This window comes from Mesorhizobium sp. M1328, assembly GCF_040318075.1.
Lineage (GTDB): Bacteria > Pseudomonadota > Alphaproteobacteria > Rhizobiales > Rhizobiaceae > Mesorhizobium.
Window position 1 is genome coordinate 150,590 of sequence record NZ_JAMYLO010000010.1, and the last position, 24,659, is coordinate 175,248.

The 24,659-nt window shown below is 61.3% G+C and carries 26 protein-coding genes; 12 read left to right on the forward strand and 14 right to left on the reverse strand.

The window, feature by feature from the left end; translation table 11 throughout:
- Nucleotides 1-18 precede the first annotated feature (18 nt).
- The 7 genes from NKH23_RS19125 (at nt 19) to guaD (ending at nt 8,630) form a co-directional block, all read left to right on the forward strand.
- Nucleotides 19-1,140 (forward strand): BMP family ABC transporter substrate-binding protein, encoded by a 1,122-nt coding sequence (locus tag NKH23_RS19125; protein ID WP_352912425.1) that lies wholly within the window; start codon nt 19-21, stop codon nt 1,138-1,140.
- Between the two features lie 115 nt (nt 1,141-1,255).
- Entirely contained in the window at nt 1,256-2,860 is a 1,605-nt protein-coding gene (locus tag NKH23_RS19130) for an ABC transporter ATP-binding protein (RefSeq protein ID WP_352912463.1), read from the forward strand.
- Between the two features lie 2 nt (nt 2,861-2,862).
- The gene (locus NKH23_RS19135) at nt 2,863-3,915 is read left to right on the forward strand and encodes an ABC transporter permease (RefSeq protein WP_502908383.1); all 1,053 of its coding nucleotides are present in this window, start codon (nt 2,863-2,865) and stop codon (nt 3,913-3,915) included.
- Nucleotides 3,916-3,925: 10 nt separating this feature from the next.
- Nucleotides 3,926-4,861: an ABC transporter permease gene (locus tag NKH23_RS19140; RefSeq protein ID WP_352716548.1), complete on the forward strand. Its 936-nt coding sequence runs from the start codon at nt 3,926-3,928 to the stop codon at nt 4,859-4,861.
- 7 nt (nt 4,862-4,868) lie between these two features.
- Nucleotides 4,869-6,269, forward strand: a complete 1,401-nt coding sequence (locus NKH23_RS19145; protein ID WP_352716546.1) for an 8-oxoguanine deaminase — start codon at nt 4,869-4,871, stop codon at nt 6,267-6,269.
- A 29-nt stretch (nt 6,270-6,298) separates the two neighbouring features.
- The gene (locus NKH23_RS19150) at nt 6,299-7,156 is read left to right on the forward strand and encodes an aromatic ring-hydroxylating dioxygenase subunit alpha (RefSeq protein ID WP_352716757.1); all 858 of its coding nucleotides are present in this window, start codon (nt 6,299-6,301) and stop codon (nt 7,154-7,156) included.
- 106 nt (nt 7,157-7,262) lie between these two features.
- A complete protein-coding gene (guaD, locus tag NKH23_RS19155; protein ID WP_352912429.1) occupies nt 7,263-8,630 on the forward strand; it encodes a guanine deaminase in 1,368 nt (455 codons plus the stop codon).
- Between the two features lie 76 nt (nt 8,631-8,706).
- Here the strand turns inward: guaD and NKH23_RS19160 are convergent, their stop codons facing one another.
- Both NKH23_RS19160 and NKH23_RS19165 read right to left on the reverse strand, forming a co-directional pair.
- On the reverse strand, nt 8,707-9,762 hold the full coding sequence (locus NKH23_RS19160; RefSeq protein ID WP_352716542.1) for an alpha/beta fold hydrolase: 1,056 nt from the start codon (nt 9,760-9,762) through the stop codon (nt 8,707-8,709).
- Nucleotides 9,763-10,100: 338 nt separating this feature from the next.
- Nucleotides 10,101-10,685: a glutathione binding-like protein gene (locus NKH23_RS19165; protein ID WP_352716541.1), complete on the reverse strand. Its 585-nt coding sequence runs from the start codon at nt 10,683-10,685 to the stop codon at nt 10,101-10,103.
- Nucleotides 10,686-11,142: 457 nt separating this feature from the next.
- Between NKH23_RS19165 and petA the strand changes: the two genes are divergently transcribed.
- Genes petA through NKH23_RS19185 form a run of 4 tightly spaced genes read left to right on the forward strand, consistent with a single transcriptional unit; the run spans nt 11,143 to nt 15,410 of the window.
- Nucleotides 11,143-11,619: a ubiquinol-cytochrome c reductase iron-sulfur subunit gene (gene petA, locus NKH23_RS19170; RefSeq protein WP_352716539.1), complete on the forward strand. Its 477-nt coding sequence runs from the start codon at nt 11,143-11,145 to the stop codon at nt 11,617-11,619.
- Nucleotides 11,620-11,635: 16 nt separating this feature from the next.
- Nucleotides 11,636-12,931 (forward strand): cytochrome b, encoded by a 1,296-nt coding sequence (locus tag NKH23_RS19175; RefSeq protein WP_352716537.1) that lies wholly within the window; start codon nt 11,636-11,638, stop codon nt 12,929-12,931.
- A 23-nt stretch (nt 12,932-12,954) separates the two neighbouring features.
- Nucleotides 12,955-14,472: a mechanosensitive ion channel family protein gene (locus tag NKH23_RS19180; protein ID WP_352912431.1), complete on the forward strand. Its 1,518-nt coding sequence runs from the start codon at nt 12,955-12,957 to the stop codon at nt 14,470-14,472.
- Nucleotides 14,473-14,498: 26 nt separating this feature from the next.
- Nucleotides 14,499-15,410 (forward strand): pirin family protein, encoded by a 912-nt coding sequence (locus NKH23_RS19185; RefSeq protein WP_352716535.1) that lies wholly within the window; start codon nt 14,499-14,501, stop codon nt 15,408-15,410.
- 66 nt (nt 15,411-15,476) lie between these two features.
- Here NKH23_RS19185 and NKH23_RS19190 read toward each other — a convergent pair whose 3' ends face one another.
- From NKH23_RS19190 to NKH23_RS19230, 9 genes are all read right to left on the reverse strand, one after another.
- On the reverse strand, nt 15,477-15,908 hold the full coding sequence (locus NKH23_RS19190) for a DUF1810 domain-containing protein (protein WP_352912433.1): 432 nt from the start codon (nt 15,906-15,908) through the stop codon (nt 15,477-15,479).
- A 41-nt stretch (nt 15,909-15,949) separates the two neighbouring features.
- Nucleotides 15,950-16,231 (reverse strand): GNAT family N-acetyltransferase, encoded by a 282-nt coding sequence (locus NKH23_RS19195; protein ID WP_352716533.1) that lies wholly within the window; start codon nt 16,229-16,231, stop codon nt 15,950-15,952.
- A 54-nt stretch (nt 16,232-16,285) separates the two neighbouring features.
- Nucleotides 16,286-17,020 (reverse strand): sensor histidine kinase, encoded by a 735-nt coding sequence (locus NKH23_RS19200; protein ID WP_352912435.1) that lies wholly within the window; start codon nt 17,018-17,020, stop codon nt 16,286-16,288.
- 128 nt (nt 17,021-17,148) lie between these two features.
- Nucleotides 17,149-17,586, reverse strand: a complete 438-nt coding sequence (locus NKH23_RS19205; protein WP_352483844.1) for a CBS domain-containing protein — start codon at nt 17,584-17,586, stop codon at nt 17,149-17,151.
- 137 nt (nt 17,587-17,723) lie between these two features.
- Nucleotides 17,724-18,245, reverse strand: coding sequence for a carboxymuconolactone decarboxylase family protein (locus NKH23_RS19210; protein ID WP_023674208.1), 522 nt, complete (start codon nt 18,243-18,245; stop codon nt 17,724-17,726).
- Between the two features lie 273 nt (nt 18,246-18,518).
- Nucleotides 18,519-19,166 carry an HD domain-containing protein gene (locus NKH23_RS19215; protein ID WP_352912437.1) on the reverse strand — a complete coding sequence of 216 codons (648 nt, stop codon included), beginning with the start codon at nt 19,164-19,166 and terminating at the stop codon, nt 18,519-18,521.
- A 50-nt stretch (nt 19,167-19,216) separates the two neighbouring features.
- A complete protein-coding gene (locus tag NKH23_RS19220; RefSeq protein ID WP_352716527.1) occupies nt 19,217-19,618 on the reverse strand; it encodes a cupin domain-containing protein in 402 nt (133 codons plus the stop codon).
- A gap of 81 nt (nt 19,619-19,699) precedes the next feature.
- Nucleotides 19,700-20,458: an SDR family oxidoreductase gene (locus NKH23_RS19225; RefSeq protein WP_352912439.1), complete on the reverse strand. Its 759-nt coding sequence runs from the start codon at nt 20,456-20,458 to the stop codon at nt 19,700-19,702.
- Between the two features lie 65 nt (nt 20,459-20,523).
- Nucleotides 20,524-21,315, reverse strand: a complete 792-nt coding sequence (locus NKH23_RS19230; protein ID WP_352912440.1) for an alpha/beta fold hydrolase — start codon at nt 21,313-21,315, stop codon at nt 20,524-20,526.
- Nucleotides 21,316-21,787: 472 nt separating this feature from the next.
- Between NKH23_RS19230 and NKH23_RS19235 the strand changes: the two genes are divergently transcribed.
- Nucleotides 21,788-22,015 carry a DUF680 domain-containing protein gene (locus NKH23_RS19235; protein WP_352716522.1) on the forward strand — a complete coding sequence of 76 codons (228 nt, stop codon included), beginning with the start codon at nt 21,788-21,790 and terminating at the stop codon, nt 22,013-22,015.
- A gap of 265 nt (nt 22,016-22,280) precedes the next feature.
- Here NKH23_RS19235 and NKH23_RS19240 read toward each other — a convergent pair whose 3' ends face one another.
- From NKH23_RS19240 to NKH23_RS19250, 3 genes are all read right to left on the reverse strand, one after another.
- Nucleotides 22,281-23,030 (reverse strand): glucose 1-dehydrogenase, encoded by a 750-nt coding sequence (locus tag NKH23_RS19240; protein WP_352716755.1) that lies wholly within the window; start codon nt 23,028-23,030, stop codon nt 22,281-22,283.
- A 112-nt stretch (nt 23,031-23,142) separates the two neighbouring features.
- On the reverse strand, nt 23,143-23,505 hold the full coding sequence (locus NKH23_RS19245) for a hypothetical protein (RefSeq protein WP_352716520.1): 363 nt from the start codon (nt 23,503-23,505) through the stop codon (nt 23,143-23,145).
- Between the two features lie 50 nt (nt 23,506-23,555).
- The gene (locus NKH23_RS19250; RefSeq protein WP_352716753.1) at nt 23,556-24,539 is read right to left on the reverse strand and encodes an alpha/beta fold hydrolase; all 984 of its coding nucleotides are present in this window, start codon (nt 24,537-24,539) and stop codon (nt 23,556-23,558) included.
- Between the last annotated feature and the right edge of the window lie 120 nt (nt 24,540-24,659).

Genomic DNA, 24,659 nt, shown 5'->3' on the forward strand with positions numbered 1-24,659 from the left:
GGAACAAAGGACCGAAGCATGATCGACCTGCGCAATCTCTCCCGCCGAGGCTTCCTGAACATGGGCGCCGCAGCCGGCGCCTCGCTGCTCCTGCCGAAATCCGGCCTTATCACGCCTGCGCATGCACAAACGCCGCTCGCCGCCGTAGCCGAGGAAAACGCGGTCATCGCCTTCGGCCACACCGGTCCGGTGACCGATGAAGGCTGGACCTGGAGCCACGACCAGGGCATGAAGGCCGTGCAGGAAGCGTTCCCGAAGCTGAAGACGCTGTTCGTCGAAAGTATCCCCTATTCGGCCGACGCGACCCGCACCTTCCGCCAGTTCGTCTCGGAAGGTGCCAATATGGTGTTTGCCACCTCCAACTATGGCGACTTCCTCTACGACGTGGCCAAGCGTTCGCCGGACGTCGCCTTCTATGAATGCGATGGCCGCAACCCGCTCGAAAATCTCTCGACCTATTACCTCGCCCACTGGTACCCGACCTACGTCACCGGTGTCGCCGCGGGCCTGATGAGCAAGAGCGGCAAGCTCGGCTACGTCGCCTCCTTCCCGGTTCCGTCGGTCTTTTCCGGCACCAACGCCTTCCTGATGGGCGCCCGTTCGGTCAATCCCAACGCTACGATGCAGACCATCGTCATCAACTCGTGGTTCGATCCGCAGGCTGCCACCCAGGCCGGCACCGCGCTAATCGACAACGGCGCCGACCTTCTGTTCGGCATCATGGACGAAGCCGGCTATCTGCAGGTGGCCGAGCAGCGCGGCGCGAAGGCTGTCATGTGGAATACCGACATCCGCCGCTACGGGGCGAAGGCCTACGTCTCCTCGATCGCCATCGACTTCAAGAAATTCTATGTCGACCAGGTGCGCTTGCGCCTCGAAGGCAAGTGGACGCCCTCGCAAACCATCCTGCCGATGGGCGGCGGTATCGACCGCGATGCCTGGGGTGAGACGGTGCCCCCGGAGGTCGCAAAGCAGGCCGATGCCGTGCGCGACAAGATTCTCGGCGGCTGGAGCCCGTTCGAGGGCGAGATCAAGGACACCAAGGGCGACGTCAAGGTGGCTGCCGGCCATCGCATGACCGAAGAGGAACTCTACAACTGGGATTGGTCGATCGAAGGCGTCAGCGGCCTCCAAGCGTGATCCCGAAAGATTGCAGAGTTTTCGGATAGACTATGCGGCAGAAGGCAAAGAGCTAAGCAGGATGAATGATTTTGTTCCAGTTCATCATGCTTCGAGCGAGCACCGTTACGGCGGCATGGAGGTGTCGTCCACCTCCCCTGGGCGTTACGAGCCGGGCTCCGGCGCGCCGCCGCTCGTGCTGCTCAAGGGCATCAGCAAATATTTCCCCGGCGTCGTTGCCAACCAGGATGTCGACCTGGACGTGATGCCGGGGGAGATCCACGCCTTGCTCGGCGAGAATGGCGCCGGCAAGTCGACCTTGATGAACATCCTCACCGGCATCTATCAGCCGGATGCCGGTGAGATCGTCGTCGACGGCTATGCCAAACGTTTCGCGTCTCCAGTCGATGCGATCTCCGCCGGTATTGGCATGGTCCACCAGCATTTCAAGCTGGTGACCGCCTTCACGGTCGCCGAGAATATTCATCTCGGCTGGTCCGAAACACCCAAGCGTATTGGCTCGTCCGTGCTCGAGGCGCGGACTGCCGCACTGGCCGAGAAGCTGAACCTCGCGGTGCGGCCATCCGCGCGCGTCGCCGATCTTTCGACCGGGGAGCAGCAGCGCGTGGAAATCCTACGCGTGCTCGCGCGCAACGCCCGCGTTCTGATCCTCGACGAGCCGACTGCAGTGCTTACTCCGGCGGAGGCGCGCGAGCTCTTCAAGGCGCTCAAGCAGTTCGTGTCCCGGGGCAATGCGGTGGTCTTCATCAGCCACAAGCTCGACGAGGTCCTGGAGATATCCGACCGCATCACCGTGCTGCGCGGCGGCCGCAAGGTGGCCACCGAAAAGACCGCGGACTGCAGCGAGAAGATGCTGGCGCGCCTGATGGTTGGCCGTGAGATCGTGCTCAGCAATCTGCGTGCCAGGCAGCCGGGCGCGGCCGGCATCTCCGCCGAGCCGGTGCTCAGCCTCAAATCCGTCGTCGCGCGTGATGACGTGGGCGGCATCCTTCTCGACGAGGTTTCGCTCGACATCCATGCCGGCGAGATTCTCGGCATCGCCGGTGTGGCCGGCAACGGCCAGAAGGAGCTGACCCAGGTCGTCACCGGCTTACGGCCGATCCACTCCGGCCAGATACTGCTCGGCGGAAAGGACGTCACGACCGCCGGCGCGGTCGATTACGCGAAGTTCGGCGTCGGCCACATTCCTGAAGACCGGCTGCACAGCGGCCTGGCGCCGGCGCTTTCGATCACCGACAACGCCATAATCCGCGAATATGCGTCGGCGCCTGTTTCAAAGGGCTTCGCGTTCCGACCGCGCCTTGCGGCTGCTCTCGCGCGCACGATCGCCGAAGCGGCATCCGTTGCGGTGCCCGATTTCGGCATGCCCATGCGCAACCTTTCCGGCGGTAATCAGCAGCGCCTCGTCGCACGCCGCGAGATGCGCATCGCAAGCAAGGTTCTGATCGCCGCCTATCCGAGCCGCGGCCTCGATGTCGGAGCGATCAACACGATGATGAACTACCTCGTCGAATTGCGCGATGCCGGCGTCGGTGTGCTCTTCATTTCCGAGGAGCTGGAAGAGCTGTTCAACCTGTCGGATCGCATCGCCGTGATGTTCCATGGCAGGATTATGGGCGCGGTGGAGACTGCCTCCACCGACATCGAGGAAATCGGCCTGATGATGGGCGGGCAGATGCGGTCCAGCGCTGGCGCCCAGGCCGCTGCCGGGAAGCACTGACCTTGGCGATCAAGCTCCAGCGCGTTCCATCCGCGCAGCCCTCCGTTGCCTTTGCGGCACGTGCCCTGGCGATCGTGCTGGCGCTGGTGGTCGCCGGCCTGGTTCTGGCTGATCGCGGCAATGCTCCCATCGAACTCGCCTGGGAGGTGCTCAGCTCGACTTTTGGCTCGAGCTTCGGGCTGGAAGATGTCGGGCTTCTGGTCACTCCCCTGATCCTCACCGGCCTGTCGGTCTGGGTGGCGCTGAGAATCGGCGCCTGGAACATCGGCGCGGAGGGCCAATTCTATGCCGGCGCCTTCAGCGCCACGGCGGTCGCGCTGTTCATTCCCGGCCCGACCTGGCTGATCCTGCCTGTTATGTTCATCGCTGGCGCGCTCGGCGGGCTGCTCTGGATACTGGTGCCGACGCTGGCGCGCGCCTACGCCGATGTCAGCGAACTTATCACCACCCTGCTTCTGAATTTCGTGGCGACGCTGATGGTCTATTATGTCGCCACCGGCCCATGGCTCGACCCGAGCGGCCACGCGCTCGCGACCACTGCGCGTCTGCCGCATGACGTGCCCGAATTCTGGGGTATCGTGCACTACGGTTTCCCGCTGGCGATCCTGCTCATCTTTGTCATCGCAGGACTGCTCAACTACACGCGCTGGGGTTACGAGGTGCGGGTCGCCGGGTCGAATCCAAGCGCGGCGCTTTATGCGGGCATGCCGTTCCGACGCCGCCTGATCGTCGTCCTGCTGATGTCGGGAGCGATCTCCGGCATCGCCGGTATGCTGGAAGTAGCTGGCACGGTGCATCGCCTGCAGGGCGGCATCTCCAACAATTTCGGCTATCTCGGCATCATGGTCGCGGTGCTGGCGCGCGGTTCCTCACTTGGCGTGCTCGCGGGCGCGGCTTTGATGGGCGTCATCCTGAATTCGGGCATCATCCTGCAGACGCAAGGCATCACCGTTTCAGCCGTGCTCGCCATCACCGGACTGATCCTGTTCTTCACGGCGATCGGCAACGAACTCGCTCACTACCGCATCACGCGGACCGAACCGGCCGCGAGCTGAGGAAACACCCATGGACATGATCGCCGGACTGATCCAGACCTCCATTCTCGCCGGCGGCGTGCTGGCGCTGGCGGCGCTGGGCGAGACGCTCTCCGAGCGCGCCGGCGTCGTCAATCTCGGCGTCGAAGGGCTTATGGCGCTCGGTGCAATCACTGGCATCGCGGTCGTCGTCGCCACGCCGCACCCTATGCTCGGCTTCGTCCTTGCGCTTGCCGTCGGTTTCCTCGTCGGCTGCGTCTTCGCTGTTGGAACCGTCGTCGTCAAGGCGAACCAGGTGTTGTGCGGCCTGGCGCTGACGCTGATGGGCACGGGCATGGCCGCAACGATCGGTCGCGCCTATTCCGGCATGCCGGCGCCGGCGACTTTCGCGCCGATCGCTATTCCCTATCTTAGCGACATCCCGCTGCTCGGTCGCGCGATCTTCACGCAGAACATCCTTGTCTACCTGATCTACATCGTCCTGCCGGTTGTGCTGCATTACATCATGTTCCGCACGCGCCACGGGCTGAACATGCGCGCGGTGGGCGAAAACCCCGCGGCAGCCGACGCCGCCGGCATTTCGGTGCAAAGCATCCGCTTCTGGTATGTCGCCGCGGGTTCGGCGCTGGCGGCCGGCGCCGGCGCTTACCTCACGCTTGCCTTCGTTCCCTCCTGGTCGGAAGGCGTCGTGGCCGGCCGCGGCTGGATTGCCGTCTCTCTCGTCATCTTCGCAGGCTACCGGCCCCTCAACGCCGTGCTGGCCGCTCTGCTGTTCGGTCTCATCACCTCGCTCGGCTTCGTCGGCCAAGCACGCAACTGGCCGATAGCGGCGCCGATCCTGTCGATGCTGCCCTATCTCGGCACGATCGCCCTGATCATCGTGCCGGTGCTTGCCTGGCAGCGCATGCGCCGGGTAATGGCCGCGCCGGCTGCTCTCGGCGAACCCTATTTCCGCGACATGCGTTGAGACGATCATGCCCCGCCTGCTTGTCAAGAACATCGATCTGCTCGCCACCTTCGACGATACGCGCCGCGAGATTTCCGACGGCGCCTTGTTGATCGACGGCAACGTCGTCGAGGCGGTCGGCACCACCGCGGAACTCAGTGCCTCCAGCGCCGACGAGGTGCTCGACCTGTCGGGTCATGTCGTCATGCCGGGCATGGTGAACACGCATCACCATATGTACCAGAACCTCACCCGTGTGATGGCTCAGAACGACGAGCTGCTTGTCTGGCTGAAGACGCTCTATCCGATCTGGGCCGAGCTCGACGACGATGCGATAGGCGTCTCTGCGCGCGTAGCGATGGCCGAGCTCATCCATTCGGGCTGCACGACCAGCTCCGATCACCTCTACATCTTGCCCAACAACTGCACGCTCGACGCGACGATCGGTGCGGCCCGCGATATCGGTCTGCGTTTCCACGCTGCGCGTGGAGCCATGTCGCGCGGCGAAAGCCAGGGCGGCCTGCCGCCGGACCGCTGCGTCGAAAAGGAAGAGGATATCCTGAAGGATGCCGAACGGCTGATCGGCAGCTATCACGACGCGTCGCGGCATTCGATGAGCCGCATCATCCTGGCTCCCTGCTCGCCCTTCTCGGTGACTCCGGAGTTGATGCGCGATGCGGCATCGCTGGCGCGCAGCCACAAGGGCGTGAACCTGCATTCGCACCTTGCCGAAGAGCTTTTCGAGGAGAAGTACTGCCTCGAAATCTATGGCAAGCGGCCGGTCGAGTTCGCCGAATCCGTCGGCTGGCTCGGTGACGACGTCTGGTTCGCCCACTCGATCTTCATGACCAGCGACGAGATCGACCGCTTCGCCGAAACCGGCACCGGGGTCGCCCATTGCCCGTCGGCCAACATGCGCTGCGGCCAGGGCATCGCGAAGATCCGCGAGATGCTCGACAAGGGCGTGAAGGTCGGCCTTGGCGTCGACGGCTCGGCCTCGAACGACACGTCGAACCTGTTCATGGAAGCGCGGCTGGCGCTGATGCTTCAGCGTGTCGCGCCGCACCACTATCTCTCCGAAAAGCCCGGCGGCCGCGGCGGTTTCGGCGGCACGCCGACGGCGCTGTCCGCGCGCGAGGCCCTCGAAATGGCGACGCGCGGCGGCGCTGCCCTGCTCGGCCGCAATGACATCGGCCATCTCGCGCCCGGCATGTGCGCCGACTTCATCGCAGTCAAACGCAGTCAGCTCGGCCTTTCCGGCACCGAGCGCGACCCGCTCGCCGCGCTGGTGCTTTGCGGACCCTTCAAGGTCGACTATTCCTACATCAACGGCCGGCAGATTATCGCGAGAGGCGACTTCGCCTCCTTCGATGTCGAGGCGGCGATGGCCGACCACCGGGCCGTGATGGACCGCATCTATCGGCAGTGAGACAGCACAGGAAGGACGCAACAATGACCATGAAGCGAGCTGCGGAGCAGGCGGCCCTCGATCAATGGTATTGCATTGACGCGCTGAACGAGATTCCGGTTGGCACGATGCCGAACCGGCTTTTGGGCATCGATCTGTTGGTAGCCCGCGATACGGCAGGCGCGGTCAATGTGTCGCGCGCCGGCGACGGCAGCCAAGTCCCGGCCAAGGAACGCTACGGCTATCTATGGATCACGCTCGGCATGCCGGCCGGCGATGTGCTGTCGATCCCGGAGGCCTATGAGGACGACCGCCGGCCTGTCGTTTGCGGCGCGATCGCGGTAAAGGCGTCCGGCCTCCGCATCGTCGAGAATTTCCTCGACATGGCGCATTTCCCCTTTGTCCATACCGACATATTGGGCGCCGAGCCGCACACGGAAGTGCGGCATTACACAACCGAAATCCGCCGCGACGTGGACGAGGTGTGGGCGACCAACTGCGAATTCTTCCAGCCACAGGCAGCACTCTCGGCGACCGGCGGCATCATGACCCAATACATGTATCGGGTCGCCAATCCTTTCGCGGTGATGCTTTACAAGACCTGCCCCAACTCGGCTACCCGCTGGGACGTGATCTGCCTGTTCGTGCAGCCCCTTGATCCGGACCGCTGCCGCGCTCACCCCGTCATGTTCCTGATCGACGACGTGTCGACCACGACCGAACTGGTGCAATTCCAGCAGCTCATCTTCCTGCAGGACCGCATCATCCTGGAGAATCAGCGCCCGCTTCTTTTGCCGCTCGAGCCGCGCACGGAAATCCCGACGCGGGCCGACGGCTCGTCCATCGCCTATCGCCGCTGGCTGAAGGAGAAGGGCATCAGCTACGGCACGACGGCGCAAGCCGCATGAGTGGCAGCCCCTCCGATATTGCTATCGGCATCGACGGGCGGGCATTCGCGAACGCGCTCTGGCGCTGCCCGGCCGCAGTGCTTAGCTGTTCTTCGGCGGAGGACAGGTGAGCAACCTGAACGGCAAGACGCTTCTGGCCAGCGGCTTTCACGCGCCGGAGCGCGGGCTCGTGGAAGAGTTGCGCCATGCCCTGATCGCAGTCGATCAATCAGGCATCATCGCCTCGGTGCTGCATCCGCATGATGCCGGCTATGACGAGGGGGTGGAGGCCGCACGCCGGACCGGCGCGCTGGCGACCTTGCCGGCGCAGAGTTATCTGCTGCCCGGCTTCGTCGATCTTCACGTGCACGCGCCGCAATATCCGCAGCTCGGCCGGGCGCTGGACGTGCCGCTCGAGACCTGGCTTCACAAATACACGTTTGCCCTGGAGGCGCGCTACGCCGATCTCGCCTTCGCGCGGCGCAGCTACGGCCTTCTGGTCGACGACCTGATCGCTGACGGCACGACCACAGCGCTCTACTTCGCAACCATCCATCAGGACGCGACAAGGCTGCTCGTCGACATTTGCCTCGAACGCGGACAACGTGCGCTGGTCGGCAAAGTGGCGATGGACAATCCCGACGAGTGCCCGGCCTATTATCGCGATACCTCGGCGGACGCGGCCATCGATGGCACGCGCGCTGTGATCGACTACGTGCATGGGCATCCGGACAATGCCGCGGGACGGGTAAAGCCGGTCATTACTCCGCGCTTCATCCCCTCCTGTACCGACGCCGCCCTCGAAGGCCTTGGAGCGCTCGCACAGGAATGCGGCTGCCATGTGCAGACGCATTGCTCGGAAAGCGACTGGGCGCATGGCTACGTGCTGCAGCGCCACGGGATCAGCGACACGTCGAGCCTTGATCGCTTCGGCCTGCTGCGCGCCGGCAGCGTGCTCGCGCACGCCAACTTCATTACGCCTGCCGACATGGAGACAATCCGTGTGCGCAAGGCGGCCGTGGCGCACTGCGCCGTTTCCAACGCCTACTTCGCAGGCGCCGTGTTCCCGTTGAGGGCGGCCCTCGAGAAGGGTGTCAAGGTCGGGCTCGGCACCGATATTTCCGGGGGACCGAGCGCCTCGATGTTCGATGCGATGCGCGCGACGGTCATGTCGTCGCGCATGCTGGAAACCGGCACCGACCCGGCGCTAGCGGCCGAGGCGCGCGGCACGGCCGGAACAGCACGCGTCGACTTTCGCGAGGCCTTCCACTTGGCGACGGCAGGCGGCGGCGCGGCACTCGGCTTGCCTGTGGGACGATTCTCGCCTGGCTACCATTTCGATGCGATCCTGGTCGACACCGCCGCGCCCAGAGGCACAATTCACCTGTGGGACGAACTCGACGACGGCGACGGCATCCTTCAGAAGATCGTCTACTCCGCTTCCAGGGCCAACATCGCGTCGGTCTGGGTCAGCGGGAGAGCTGTTCTCGCCTAAGCGGACGGAAGGCTGTGCCGAGAACCCGAAATCTTCCCGTGTTATTCCTTACGGTCGGGGCACGTCATGGACTTGATCAGTATTCGCCGACGTCAATGACAGCCTGGGCAAAGGCTTGCGGGGCTTCTTGAGGCAAGTTGTGGCCGATACCGCCGGTGATGATCCGGTGCGTGTATCTGCCCGAGAATTTCTTGGCGTAGGAACTGCTGTCGGGATGGGGTGCGCCATTGGCATCACCCTCAAGGGTAATGGTCGGCACTGTGATCACGGGAGCTTCGGCCAGCCGGTTTTCCAGAACGTCATATTCCGGCTCGCCATGTGCCAGGCCGAGCCTCCAGCGGTAATTGTGAATGACGATGCTGACGTGATCCGGGTTGTCCAAGGCTGCGGCGCTGCGCTGGAAGATGTCATCGTCGAAATTCCACTGCGGCGAAGCGAGTTGCCAGATGAGTTTGGCGAAATCGCGCGTGTATTTCTCGTAGCCGGCGCGGCCGCGATCCGTGGCGAAGTAATACTGATACCACCATTGAAGCTCAGCCTCCGGTGGCAGCGGCACCATGCCGACCTGCTGATTTCCGATGAGATAGCCGCTCACCGAGACGATCGCCTTGCAACGCTCCGGCCAGAGCGCGGCAACGACATTGGCCGTTCGAGCGCCCCAGTCGCAGCCGGCGATCGTGGCCTTCGCGATCCCCAGCGCATCCATCAGGGCAATCGTATCCGCGGCGAGCGCCGACTGCTGGCCGTTGCGCATCGTGTCGTCCGACAGGAAGCGCGTAGTGCCGTAGCCGCGCAGGTAGGGCACAATCACGCGGTACCCCTTTGCGGCAAGCAGGGGAGCGACGTCGGTGTAGGTGTGAATGTCATAAGGCCAGCCATGAAGCAGGATCACAGGGGCACCTTCGGCGGGCCCCAGTTCCGCATGTCCGACGCTCAGCTTTCCGGCATTGACCTGCCTGAGCGAGCCGAACGCGTTCTGCGTGGCTTGCGTCGCAGATGCCCTCGCCTCGACCATCCAAGTGGCTGCCGGCGCGCTCAAGCCGAGTTCGGTGGCGGCGAACGTCATTGCTGTTGCACCAACAATGCGCCGGCGGCGATGATCGACCGTCTCGGGAGCCTTACTCGCACTCATGATGAAGCCTCTATGATGACCAACAAGCGGGAACGACTAGACCGCCGGCCGCATCGGCCGACAGGAAATATTGCGTTTATTTCGACGGTGACTGCGGCGAATCCAGGATTGTAACCACTCTGCCAGGAGGCCGTGCGGCGAGCTCTGACTGAATGTCGGTAAGGTCCAGCGTTTCCTCGATTTCGCTCCGGAGAAATTCGAGACGTAGGCCATCCCGGCGCTTGGAAGCGGCTGGATGTAGCATCCGCAGAAACGGCAGCATGACAATGACTCCTGACCTTCTGTTGGGGCGAGAGAATATGTTGCGTCTGATCTTGTGCTCGGAGCCACCCCCGGCTTTAGACGAGGCCCTCACGATCCATTGCGATGCGCACAGCCGGTCGGGCAGCCATTCGGGCGCGAAGCGCTTGCAAAGGCGCGGGAACAGGGACGTGGAAGCGCGCCGCCCAAAGCAGCATCACGAAAAGATAAAAATCCGCGACGGTGGGTTTGTCGCCGAACAGATAGTCGGTCTCGAGCCCGTCAGCGAAGAACTCGAGTTGGCTCGTAATCGTCACGCTCGCCTTGGCCTTTTCGGTATCGCTGCTTTGGTGCCACATCGGCTTGAAGCTTCGGTGTATTTCAGTTGAGACGTAGGCCAGCGCTTCGAGAAGGCGGGTACGGCCCAACGGCCCCGCCACTCCCAGTGGCGGGTATTGCGACGCAATCCAGTCGAGGACGGCGATATTTTCCGTCAGCGTTTCGCCGCTATCCAGCATGAGGGCTGGAACGTAGCCCTTGCGCGTGACGGTAGTGAAATCATCCCCGGAGCCTGTTCGTTTGGTCTTGAGGTTCACACTTTCGCGCTCGAAGGAAACACCAGCCTCTTCCAGTGCGATGTGGTCCGCCAGGCTGCAGGCGAGAGGGCTGTAGTAGAGTTTCACCGCTTTTCCCTTTTCTGAACCCGATTGAATCGGCGCAATTGGTCGTCGCCGGGCGGAAAACCTGCCACGCAAGACACCGCTCCAAGAATTCGCACTTGGCGGGGACGACGACTACGACACCGACAGCTAGACGTGCCTATGCCGAGGTATGGTCGGGCTGAAGTTCGGGATCGCCGTGCGCAATGCCGGGGCATATCCCAGCTCAGTGGCCAACGGTTATCTGGAGGAATCCAGAGCCTTCCATGATGACATCATCGACAGCCCGACCAGTCCTTCGCTCAGGAAATCCTAAACGAAAGTATTGGACGCACGTGCCGTTGGCACGATGGCTCACACCCGGCCACGGCCGGCATATTCCGCGCGACATAAGCAGACTGGAAAGGCGAAAGCCGTGGCCTGCTTTTGCTCGATTGCCACCAACGCGATGAAGCAGCTTCCAACAATAGGAGTCGCCATCATGGCCGACCTTTCCGAAACCTCCAAAGCCGAGCACACATTGAGCGTCGAAGCGCCCGCCGCGATCGAGGTCGACGTCTCCTCGCTGACGCCGGGAACGTCGCTGATCGTCGACTGGCACGGCAAGCCGGTGGTCGTGCGCAACCGCACCGAAAAAGAGAGGAAGGACGGCCAGGCAGTCAGTCTCGCCGAGCTCAAGGATCCAATTGCCCGCAACGCCAACCTGCCGGCCGATGCGCCGGCAACCGACGCCAACCGAACTATGCCGGGCAAGGAAGCCTGGGTGGTGATGGTCCAGGTCTGCACCCATCTCGGCTGCATCCCGCATGGCCAGGAAGGCGATTTCGGTGGCTGGCTCTGCCCTTGTCACGGTTCTCAATACGACCCCGCCGGCCGCATCCGAAAGGGGCTGGCGCCCGAGAACATGGCGGTACCGGTGTTCCAGTTCGTTTCCGACACCAAGATCCGCATCGGTTAAGGCAGGGGGCATTTCGATGAGCGGCGACAAACACTCGACCTATACGCCCAAAACCAGAATCGAACGTTGGTTCGACGCCCGCCTGCCGCTGCCGCGGCTGGTGCACGACAGCTTCATCGTCTATCCCGTCCCGCGCAACCTGAACTACGCCTATACGTTCGGCGGCATTCTCACGATCATGCTGGTTTCACAGATCCTGACCGGCATCGTGCTGGCGATGCATTACGCTCCGGATACGGGGCTGGCCTTCAATTCGGTCGAGAAGATCATGCGCGACGTGAATTCGGGCTGGCTGCTGCGCTATCTCCATTCCAACGGCGCGTCGTTCTTCTTCATTGCCGTCTACCTCCACATCTGCCGCGGGCTCTACTATGGTTCGTACAAGGCGCCGCGTGAGCTGCTGTGGGTGCTCGGTTGCACCAATCTCCTGCTGATGATGGCGACGGCCTTCATGGGCTACGTGCTGCCTTGGGGACAGATGTCGTTCTGGGGCGCTACTGTCATCACCAACTTCTTCACGGCCGTCCCACTGATCGGCGACTGGCTCCAGCAGCTTTTGCTCGGCGGCTTCGCGGTCGATAATCCGACGCTGAACCGCTTCTTTGCGCTGCATTACCTGCTGCCATTTGTGCTTGCGGGCGTGGTGACCTTGCATATCTGGGCGCTTCACGTCGTCGGCCAGAACAATCCGACCGGCATAGAGGTCAAATCGAAAACCGATGTCGTGGACTTCACGCCCTATGCCACCGTCAAAGATGCCTTCGGCATCCTCGTGTTCCTGTTCTTCTTCGCCTATTTCGTCTTCTACCTGCCGAACTATCTCGGCCATCCCGACAACAACAGCATCGCCAATCCGCTGAAGACGCCGGCCCACATCGTGCCGGAATGGTACTTCCTGCCGTTTTACGCGATCCTGCGGGCCATCACGTTCAATATCGGGCCGATCGATTCCAAGCTCGGCGGCGTGCTCGCGATGTTCGGCTCGATCGCGGTGCTGTTCCTGGTGCCGTGGCTCGACACCTCGACGGTGCGCTCGGCGGTCTATCGCCCCTGGTACAGGGTGCTCTTCTGGCTGTTCGTTGCCAATGCCCTCTTTCTCGGCTGGCTCGGCTCGCGACCGGCGGAAGGCGCATACGTCGTCATGTCCCAACTGGCGACGCTTTACTATTTTGCGTTCTTCATCATCGCCATGCCTGCGCTCGGGCTGATCGAAAAGCCGCGACGGCTGCCTAATTCGATCACCGAAGCAGTTCTCGAAAAAGACAAGGCCAGCGGCAGAGGCCCGATCGCCGGGCCGGAGACCAAACGTTGAACTGGGCATGGCGGTGATCGTTCATGAACTGGTGGAACTCTCCTCTGGTCTACATCGTGTTGCTCGGCCTCGCCGGGATCGTCGTTTGGACCCTCATCCCCAGACGCTTCGCCAATGCGAAGCTGGTCGTCCAACTCGGCTTTTTCCTCGCGATGTCGGCCATGGTTGTCGACCTGCGCGTCATTCCGTACGAGGCAGCAGGGGACAACGAGACAACCGGAGGAGCGGTCCTCACCGGCTCGGTCAAGCTGCTCTGGTGGGTTCACCTTGCCTGGGCGCTAATCGGATTTGTCCGTATCTATCTCGTCTTTGAGCGAAAGCCGCGCGAGGCACGTCTCCTGCAGGACGTCGTGGTCGGTGTCGTCTACGCTGGAATGTTCCTGTCGATCCTGGCGTTTGTCTTTGCAGTGCCGGTCGGAACGCTCATTGCCACGTCGGGCGTCTTTGCCGTCATCCTGGGACTGGCGCTCCAGAATACGCTTGGTGACGTATTTTCGGGGATCGCGCTTAACCTCGGCCGCCCTTACGTGCTTGGAAACTGGATCATTCTGGGCGACGGAACCGAAGGCCGCGTTGTCGAGACCAATTGGCGGTCGACTCAACTCCTGACCCCGACCCACAATGTCGTCGCACTGCCAAACAGCCTTCTCGCCAAGATCGGGGTAACAAATTTAAGCGGTCCGGACGAGAGCCATGGACTTGCCGTGACCGTCAAGGTGGCGCCAACGAAGACGCCGGCGATCATCATAGATCTCATGCGCACTGTCTTGCTGAGCTGTAATTCAATCCTCCAGGACCCTCCGCCTTCGGTTACCATCAGAAGCCTGGATGCCGCAGCTATCGAGATAGAGTTGTCGTTTCGCGTCGCAAGTATTGACCAGCGAAGTGCCGCTCGGAACGACATCTTCGATCTCATTTATCGCCATTCAAAGTCGACCGGCATACTGCTGGCGCAGCCACTTTCGGCTTCGATTGCCATGACCAACCGGCCGAGCGACGAGACGGCAGCGTCGCAAGGCTTCACCCCAATCGAACTCATTAATTCCATACCGGTATTCTCGGCACTGACGGGTACCGAGCAGGAGTCGCTCGCCAAAGCGGCCTCGGTTCGCAGCTACCACAAGGGCGAGATCGTCGCACGACAGGGAGAGATGCTGCCGTCGCTCATGATCGTACGGACGGGAGTCATCGTCCGGCAAATTGGCGAGGACGATGATCAACTGCAGGAGATCGGCCGGCTTGCACCTGGCGATTTCTTCGGCGAGACCGGCTTGCTCGCCGGCATTGGCGAGATGTCAAGTTTGCGGGCAATGACCCCTGTCACGGTTTACGAGATAGACCAGGAAAGCTTTGCGCCGCTGCTGCACGACCGGCCCGAAATGGCCGAAGATCTTGCCGCGATCCTGTCGATGAGGGTTTCGGCTTTTAACGAAAGCGGCATCGCCGGACAGCACCACGCGAGCTCCAAATTCGCGCTCCTCAATGCCATTCAGACGGTCTTTCGCGCCGCTCCGTTCAAGCGCGTTCGAGCACCTGGCTGACAAGGCATGCAGAAGGACAGAGATCCATGACCACCCGCCAAAGCGATATCACAGGCATCGATACACTCATCCAGCCGGCTGTCCGTGATTTTGCCGACGGACTGAAGATAAGGCGTGTATTGCCCTCCTCGAATCGCCTCATGATCGGGCCCTTCATCCTGTTCGACCATTTCGGCCCCGCCATATTCGACGCAGGTCACGGTTTCGATATGGGACCGCATCCGCATATCGGCGTTGCGGCCGTGACCTACCTGATCGATGGCGAGATCGTCCATCGGGACAATTTCGGTAAAGTGCAGACCATCCGTCCTGGCGAGGTCAACTGGATGACGGCCGGGTCGGGCATCGTCCATTCCGAGCGCACGCCACCGGAAGTCCGGGCCTCGGGAAGCAATCTCTTCGGCGCTCAGGCTTGGATCGCCCTCCCCTCCCGCTATGAAGAAATTGCTGCCGATGTCGCACATTTTGGCGCCCCCGAAATACCGAGGATCTGTGCCGACGGCATCGAGTTTGCGTTGATCGCCGGCGAGTCCGACGGGTTGGTCTCGCCGGTAAGGACGTTCTCCGACATGGTCTATGCCGAAATTGTGCTCACGAGCGGTGCCCGATACCAGGTGAAACCCGAACACCGTGAGCGTGCGATCTACATCGTCGCCGGTGAGGTTGGAATTGTCGGCCAGCTCGGTACGTTTCATGAGGCTGAATTGATAGCTCTGGCGCCCGGCGCTGAGATTGTGCTCCAGGCGCCTGCCTTCCATGCGGCGAGACTAATGCTGATAGGAGGTGAGCCCCTGGCCGAGCCACGTCATATCTATTGGAACTTCGTCTCCACTTCAGCCGAACGGATCGAGCAGGCAAAGGCGGATTGGCGCGAGGGCCGCTTCCCAGGCGTGCCGGGAGAGCACGAGCTCATGCCTCTGCCAGATGGCAGCGTGTGAGGGATAAGGCAGCGGATGGTGACCTCTGCGCCGCGACGGCTTTACGCCGGTGGCGCAGGCAGACCACTAGGACATCAAGTAGAGATCGTTCATCGTTTCCTCATCGAGCAAACCGTCGAACCAGACGTCGAAGATTGTCTCGAGCAGGAACTCGTCGTTGCTTGCTTCGGAAAACAGCGTGAGAGACGCGTGCAACTTCTTCGCATCAACCTCACCGAAGGCTGCGCGAGCGCTTAGGCCGGAGAGCCGCTGCAGGGTGCCAACGCATTCCCGATAACGGCCTCCGAGAATCGGAAATGAGAGATAGGCGCTGGCCTCGTCGAGCGATGCGATTGCATATGGCTCAGGCGCAGTACCGCTTCGCCTGGTGGCCAACCTTGGAAAGATGAACTCCATGTAGGGAGTGCACATCATTCCTTGACGGAGAATAGCCAGCGCGTCGTCGTAGACCGGATCCTGTGCGCTGACGAACCTCTGCAAATCATACTCGTCGTGCATTTGGATGGATCCCTGGGAAACCCTCAACATTCGTGCCCTGACTAGCCGTCGACGACATCCGCGTAGTCCGGGTGCTTGGCGAAAAAACGGCTCATGAAGGGACATTTCAAGATCGCTTTACGGCCGGTTTTGCGGAGCAGTTCGAAGGTCCCTTGGGCCAATCGCGACGCGATCCCTTGTCCGGAAAATTCCGACGGGACTTCGGTGTGTATCAGCGCGACCTTCCCGCCTTCGAGCCGATAATAGGCCGCCGCAAACATATCGCCGGCGATCGGCAGCTCGAAACGGTGCTGTTGGACGTTTTCAACGACTTGTGCATCCATCTTTATCTCTCGATTGTATGTCACGTCTGTCACCGGAGGGAGATTGGCCGGCCGCTATCGCACCGCAGGCAACCGCAGAGTGACGGTCGTGCCTGCCCCAAGCGTGCTCTGAATATCGATGCTTCCGCCTGACTGCTCGGCAAAGCGCTTCACCATCGGCAAACCGACGCCGCCGAGGCCTTCGCTTTTGGTGGTGAAGAACGGATCGAAGGCGCAGACCATTGTCTCGCTGGTCATCCCGATACCGTTGTCCGCGACACGGATATCTACCTGACCGGCGGTAGAGCTTTCAGAGGCCAAGCCGGCATCGATCGAGATGAAACCGCCGTCAGGCATTGCATCGCGGGCGTTGAACAGAAGATTCAGAACCGCATTTTGCAATCCAAAGCGATCGCATCTCACCAAAGGCAGGTCGGACCCAACCCGAAGCTCAAGACCGAAATTGGCATCCAAGGCGCTCCGCACGAGGGTTTCGATCTCAGCCAGGCAAGCACCTACGTTTGTGCATTCGATTTCCGCGCGGCTCTCTCGGGCCAGGCTGATGGTTTGCCGGACAAGGCCCCCAGCCCGTTCCAAAGCCGTTTTGGCGCCGGCAATTACAGGCCCAAGCGCCGGAGCCGCTTGGATGCTCGGATCGCGGGCCAGGTGGTTCAACGCCGACGAGGCGACCTGAATGAGATTGCCCAGGTCATGGACAATGCCGGCGGTCGACATTTGCACGGACATACCACTTCCAGGACCATCGGGCGGGCTGTCGAAGACATCCTCTTTTATGTCCGGACGAAACATTTCATTCCCCCGTTGGCTTAGTCGACACCTATTTGCTTCAATACGCTATAATTTACGGCATTTATTGTCTATTATATCTAAGACGACTCCAACACATCCTTATGTATATTCAATCGCGAGACCATGATCTATTGATAGCCGATCCCGCTGATATAGTTGGCAAGCAGCCGTTCCTGCAGTTCCTCTTGTTTGAAGAGCGCCTTCATCGCATCACGGATATCGAGGACGCCTAGTGGTTTCGAGTCAGCCCCGAGCACCGGCACATTCTGCAGGCCTTGCGCGGCCATGGTCTGCCAGACTGAATGAAGATCATCGTCGGGACCACAGGACACGATGGACCGGCTCATCAATGCCGCAATCGGCGCTTCTGTTGGCCCTGAATTCGCCAGATGGCGGACAAGGTCGGACTTGCTCAGCACGCCTGCCGCCTCCCCACTGCCGTGGCACACCACGACCAGGCCTATTGCGGGCCTGGAAAGTGAGAGTGCTGCACTGCGGAGTGGAGCGTCGACATCGATCACCATGAGACGGGCCGATATTACTGGATGCAGACTGTCAATGCGCATGACGCCCTCCTGAGAGCGCCTCGCGGCCGCGGCCGGGAGGCTGGGATCGGTTCCAGGGTTTGGTCGCCGAGGTCGGCGCCCCTGCCTGGCCGTCAGAATGGCGCCCAAACAAGCGCCATTCTGACCCATTCCAAAGATTAGCTTAGTGCTGCTTTGCTCAGGCCAAACTTCGCATCCCCCGAGCCCGGGACGGGTTTGAAGCCGATGTTCAGACGATTCCAAGAATTGACCGCCATGACAACGAAGGTCAGATCGGAAATCTCCTTCTCGGAAAGCTGCGACCTGACCCGATCGTAGATCTCGTCCGGGACACCCTGCTCGGGCAGCTTGGTCAAGACTTCCGTCCATGCCAAGGCTGCACGCTCGCGAGGAACGAACAAGGTCGAATCCCGCCAGGCTGCCAGGTGGTAAAGGCGCAGTTCGCGCTCGCCATGGATCTTCGCCTGTTTGACGTGCATATCGAGGCAGAAGGTGCACCCGTTCAGCTGCGCGGCTCGGACTGCAACAAGGTCGCGGATCGGCTCTTCGATCGACCCCTCTCGCGTCGCACCAAGAAATTCAATAAATTTCTTCAGAAGTTCTGGCGACTGCTCCGCATAACTCGCGCGTTGGGCGACAGCTTTTCCTTTCGGAGCGACCGGTGACGCTGCAATATTCATTACTTATCTCCTTGAGGTGTTTGCAATCCATTGCAGCATAAGGATGACCGGTGAGCCAAACTGTTGCTATCCTGCCGATGATATGTATTGCCACTCGATTGGTTTGGGGCGCCTAAACCGAAGTATAGTAAGCGGTGGAAATTGGCACCCTGAACGCTGCCCTCGGCAATTCGCTTTGCCGCAGGCATGCGACAGGCGCACAGCGTTTGGGTCATATGAAGGGCTCGGCTGAGCTGGCCGGCCTCGATCGAGAGACCTGGATCGAAACTGCCCTCACTCTTCGAAGGGAGTGTTCATCACAAGATCAACTGCTGAAGGCGCCTTGTAGCCGGAGACAAAGCGCTCGCCGAAGTCCCGGGCAAAGTTGTCGTAGGTGGTTTCGGGCCTGATCTCGGCGATATGGCAAAAGCATCGCGTCATCCGCCGCTTCATCCCGAGGCGCGGAAATTCGCCAACGATCTTTGCAATCTCAGCTGACGAAACGAGGCTGTATTGCAAGCCGACGACATCGAGGCAGATGCCGGCTGTGCACAGCGCCACCTCAGCCTCCTTGTAAAGGCCGATCGATGGCGTCGAGTTGAGGGCGACGCTGTCCCAGATCAATTGGGCGCGCCGCTCGTCGAAGCCGCCTTCCCGAACGAAGGTGCGGGCAAGATCGGCGCCTTCCACTTCGAAGCGGCGCGGCCCGGCGAAGTCCTCATTGAGCGTGACGTCATGCAACAGGGTTGCAACGGCAACAACCTCCGCGTCGTGCTGGATACTCTGAATCTGTCCGATCCGGGCCGCGAAAAGCCAGGATCGGACCACGTGGTTGAACAAGTAGGGTTCACATCGCTGGCGGGCATGTTCGATCGCTCGGCCAACAAGCGGTGTATCGGGGACCGAAATCCCCGCAAGTGTGCGGCTGGCGATCGAATTCATGTCACTGACGTCCCTTCGCATACGCCCCGATGGTCCCGGCGGCTACGATTTCATTTCGCGTTCGTCGTCAGTTCCGTCTCGCTGGTGTCAACGACGAAAATAGCAAGCAGGCGGGCACGTTCGGTCTTGCTGGCGTTTTCGCTGACGGCATGACGATCGCCCGGAAATTCCGAGAAACTTTCGCCGGCGCGATAGGTCGTCACCGGGCCATCGTTGACCTGGCTTCGCATAGCTCCCTCTAGGACCGTCGCGTAAATGAACGCGGAGTTGGGATGGGTGTGGGCCGGCGATGTTCCGCCCGGCTCGTATTCGACCAGCACGGCTTTCATACTCTTGCCGGGCACGTTTGGAAGAGCCTGGTCGTAGACAAGCTTCACGCTTGCGTCATCGGCCATCGCTGCAGTGACAGAAGCGGCGGTGAGCGCCGCCGCGCAGAGAAGTGTTTTGATCATGTCTGGTCTCCTTGTTGAAATACGAATGGTAAGAGAGTGCTGATCTGATGGATCAGAGGATCGGCGTTCGCTTTTGTTTGCTTATTTCGGCGGCGTGTATCGGCTGAGCCAATCATCGAAACGCACGGCGCCGATGCGCGCGTTGTCGCCGGGCATAAGCGTTCGATCGTCGATTGCCACTTGGCCGTAGTAGAGAGCACCAGGATCCGCGACGACTTTACGGGGATCGTTGGTGGCCTTCAGGAAGCGCTCGACAAGTTCGCTCATGCGAACACGCTCCGGACCGGCAATTTCGATCATGCCGTTCAACGGCGCGGCAAGCGCGACGTCCGCCATCGCGTCGGCAACATTATCAGCCGCCATGGGTTGGAAGTAGGCCGGCGACATATGAATGGTATCCCCGACGGCGCCCGTGTTTGCGATGGCGGCGGTGAATTCGAAGAACTGAGTGGCGTGAACGATGGTGTAGGGAATTCCGGACTCCCTGATCAGCTTTTCCTGAAGCAACTTGCCGCGGAAATAGCCCATGCCCTGCAGTCGGTCGGTACCGACGACCGACAGCGCCACGTGATGACGGACGCCGGCGGCCGTTTCGGCCGCAAAAAGATTACGCCCGGATGCCTCGAAGAACTCCAGGGCAGCCTTTTCCTCGAACGACGGCGAGTTCGCGAGGTCGACGACGACCTGCGCACCGGCAAGCGCGGCGGCCAGACCCTGTCCCGTAACGGTGTTGACGCCCGAATTCGGCGACGCCGCAAGCACGTCGTGTCCTTTGTTTCGCAGTCTCTCCACGGTCTTTGAACCGATCAGTCCGGTTCCGCCGATGACGACGATCTTCATGTCTAGTCTCCTGGTGTTGCGTGTCTATTTTCGTTGCTCGATCGGATGCAGGCGCTTCCAGCCTGCTACTGACTGACCGACGCAGAAGCATCCTCGATGAGTGACGTGACCTCGTCGGGATGCGAAACCATGAGCGCGTGGGACGCACCCTCGATGACGACGGTCTTTACCGCGTGCGCACGCTTGGCCATGAAGCTCATGACGGCTGCCGGGATGTTCCGGTCATCCGAGCCGTAGATCATGTAGGACGGCAGCGTCTTCCATGAGGCGACGCCCGAGGCTTCTGCCAGAGCTGCCTGCGCAACAGGGCGTTGAGTGGCAGCCATCAGCAAAGTCTGCTCTTGCGGAACGTCGGCGGCGAACTGGGCGCGGAACTTGGCCGGCTCGATGAAGAGGTCTTGTCCGCCGTCCGGCAACGCGACTGGAGCAAGCGCGCTCCCCAAGGTGCTGCCGGGAAACATGCTGGACAACGTAAGGCTCGATTCGCCGGTATCCGGCGCGAAACCCGCCACGTAGACCAAGGCCTTTACATTGGGATTGCCATTGGCGGCCTCGGTGATGACAGGCCCGCCGTAGGAATGCCCCACCAGCACAACTGGCCCGGAAACCGACCGGACGATGGCTGAGACTGCTTTCGCATCGCTGGCAACGCCGCGGAGCGGATTAGCTGCGGCTATCGCTACATAACCGTCTTTGCTGAGCTTGGTGATGACTGCGTCCCAGCTCGACGATTCCGCGAAGGCGCCGTGCACCAGTACGATCGTCGGCTTGGGCTGAGAATTCGCGGCCTGCGCCATCCCGCCGCCCGACGCGGCAAGCGCCGCGGTGAGCGCCAGGACTCGAGTTATGTTTCGCATTTGCTTTCTCCCGTGTGGCCTGTGGTGACCAATGCTCAGGAGAATGCGCCGACGCGGCCCGCCAACCTATTGTGCGGAAGGGTCTGTCATACAATGCCAAGGTGCAGGGTAGGTCACCAGGGAGATCAGGTGCCCTGCAGCATGATTGAGGGTATCTATGCCGGGTGTGCATTGTCGGCAGTCGCCGGAACAGACACTGAGGGCGCGCGGCCAGAGAGTTGTGTTTGCAAGACGCCGCTGCCGCCGTGGCGAGAACCTGGCGCGGTCGATCCGTTGAGCGCTGGTGAGCCGGCCGGATCGAACATGGCGGCAAAGCCTCCTCTCGCAGACGACATAGTCCCTGGCCTTCGGCCCGCATCGCCCAATGCGTTCGTATGGGTCAAACAGCCGGACCGTCTGATCGTGTCGCTGCGTCACGGCATCTATATTTGTATGGGTGAATACCATCCAAGCTACCAATAGAGTTACTGAAATGAAAATGACAGTCCTTGCTGTCGCCGCGCTTGTTATTACAGCAGGTAGCGCCATTGCCGGAAGCGACCACTATGGATCAAATGGAGCCCAGCAGCCTGCGACTGCGTCTGACAACATGTATACATCCTCGATCCAAAAAATGAACAACGATATCGGGGTGCCGAAAACCGTACGCAAGCCGACTGCTCCCAACGATGAATATGGCCAGGGCATCTGGGGTCACTGATCCCGACCTACAGAAAATTGAAGGACCGGGGCGAGACCTCGGTCCTTCCGCCGTATCGGCGAGCCGACTTCTCTCTTGCGCGTCGATCCCTGCAATGCGACTTGCCGCTTACGTGGCTCAATTTGCACCACGTCGACGGAACGTCTCGCCTCCGACCTATTTGGCGCGACTCGTGCGGCAGCTTCCCGGAAAATTTTCGTGAGGAAGACCGATTGCTTAGGCATTATTCGGCCGTCTATTGGCGCGACGACATCGCAGTCGTGGCTCAGAGCACTGCCATCCCGCCGTCGACCCGCAGATTGATGCCCGTGACGAAACTGCTCGCGTCCGAGGCAAGGAACAGGGCGGCTTTTGCCAGCTCTTCCGGCTGCCCCATCCGGCCCAGGGGTATTGCCTCGGCCATCGCCTTTTCAAACGGCCCGCGCTGCTCAAACGGTATGCCTAGCTTATCGAGAATAGCCGTATCCACCGGACCTGGGCTGAGCACGTTGACCCGGATGCCGCGAGACTTCAGTTCTATCGCCCAACTGCGCGCAAAGGCATTTATGGCCGCCTTCGAGCCCGCGTAAACAGCATGACCGTCCAGAACCTTCTCGCTGGCCAGCGAGCCTGTGAGGATGATTGCGCCGCCGTTCCGCATGATCGGAATCAGCTTCTGGACGCCGAAGAAGACGCCTCGCGTGTTGACGGCAAATTGCGCATCATATTCTGCCTCGGAGACGTCGGCCGAGTGCGTGATGGTGTTTATGCCGGCGTTCGCCATATAGATGTCGAGCGCCCCGAACCTCTGGCGGATCTGCTGCGCTACCTCGTCATGGTGCGACACGTCGGCCACATTTCCCTGAATGCCCAGCGCGCCTGCCCCGATCTGTGCGACCGCTTCCTCGACCGCCTGCCGCCGACGGCCGGTAATGACGACTTGCGCGCCCTCGGCCGCAAAGATTTTTGCAGCCGATAGTCCGATCCCGCTGTTTCCGCCGGTGACCACCGCGATCTTGCCTGATAGTGCGCCCATGTCGTTCCTGCCTTCGAAAATTGTGCCGGTGCTGCTGCGATAGTCGCAACTGCTGGCCAAGAAAATTTCACGCCGAATTGAGACCGCCAAAATGAGCGGCAATCGCAAACGGCTACCGATTGATAAACTCCCGGCGCTTAGCCAGTTTGACGTCTTGGAGAGCGCTTTGGCCTTCAAGGCAGAACAAGCGCGCGGCGGCGACCCCCGACAGCGCGACGTAGTGTCGAACGCCGGTGATCGCCTCCGTGCTGCACAGGCGCAATTGCCCGAATGGCAGCCGTGGCGCAGCATATGTTTCGCGCCTTTGCCAGCGCTCCAACTCGATGGCGCAGTGGTTCGGTTCCACAATCCGGGACATGAGCCGGCAGAACCAGCATTCAGGCCACCGCTCGGCTATGCGAGCGCACAAGGTTTGACCTGGCGCGCCACCCGAAATGCGGTTCAGGGCGCGCGAAACATTGCCAAAGGTGGTCATCGGCGGCTCCAAGGAATTGCGGACAACATGCGGTCGTGACTGAGGGCGTGCTATCCTTTGATGAAGGCGAGCAGGTCAGCATTGACCTGATCCTGGTGCGTGGCCGTGATCCCGTGGGGCGCGCCGGGGTAATAGATATCCTTTGCGCCTTTGATCAATCGGGCCGACTTGACTGCCGAGTCCTTGACGGGGACGATCTGATCGTCCTCGCCATGCAGGACCAGGGTTGGTACGTCGAACTTCTTGAGATCCTCGGTGAAATCGGTCTCGGAGAACGCCTTGACGCTTTCGTACGCATTGACGAGACCCGCCTGCATGCTCCAGAGCCAGAACTGATCCAGAATCCCCTGGGAAACCTTGGCGCCCGGCCTGTTCGCGCCATAAAACAACGGTGCGAGGTCCCGGTAATACTGCGAACGATCCTTGACGAGGCCAGCCCTTATGCCGTCGAATACCTCGATCGGCAGACCTTCCGGATTGGCCGGCGTTTTCACCATGATCGGCGGAACAGCGGCGATAAGAACAGCCTTGGCCACCCGCTTCGTCCCGTGCCGTCCGATATAGCGAGCAACCTCGCCTCCTCCGGTGGAATGGCCGACCAACGTAGCGTCCCGGAGATCCAGCGCCTCGATCACGGCTGCAAGGTCGTCGGCATAGCCGTTCATGTCGTTGCCGGACGTGGCCTGGCTCGATCGGCCATGGCCGCGCCGGTCATGCGCAACCACGCGGAAGCCGTTATGGGCAAGAAAGAGCATCTGGCTGTCCCAGGCGTCGGAATTCAGCGGCCAGCCATGCGAGAACGTGACGACAGGACCCTTGCCCCAATCCTTGTAGTAGATTTCGGTGCCGTCCTTGGTCGTGATGGTGCTCATCGTCTTGGTTCCTTTGATTGAGGGGGAAGAGGAAAGGTTTTGTTTTCGGCTCGCGGCCGAAGCAGCGCGGGGCAGTCCGGCGGCGACAGTGGCGATCAGGCCGGCCAACAAGACATCGCGGCGAGATCCGCCGGCGGAGAAAAGTCCGTCTTTGTTCATCATGTCCATCCATGTGCTGTGAACTCCTGCTCACCATCACGACCGTCGAGTCGGCCTGTGCGGTCGCGTTCGGGGAGGAGCGAGCGAGGAGCGGTGGAAACGCGACGGTCGTGATGGCTTGCG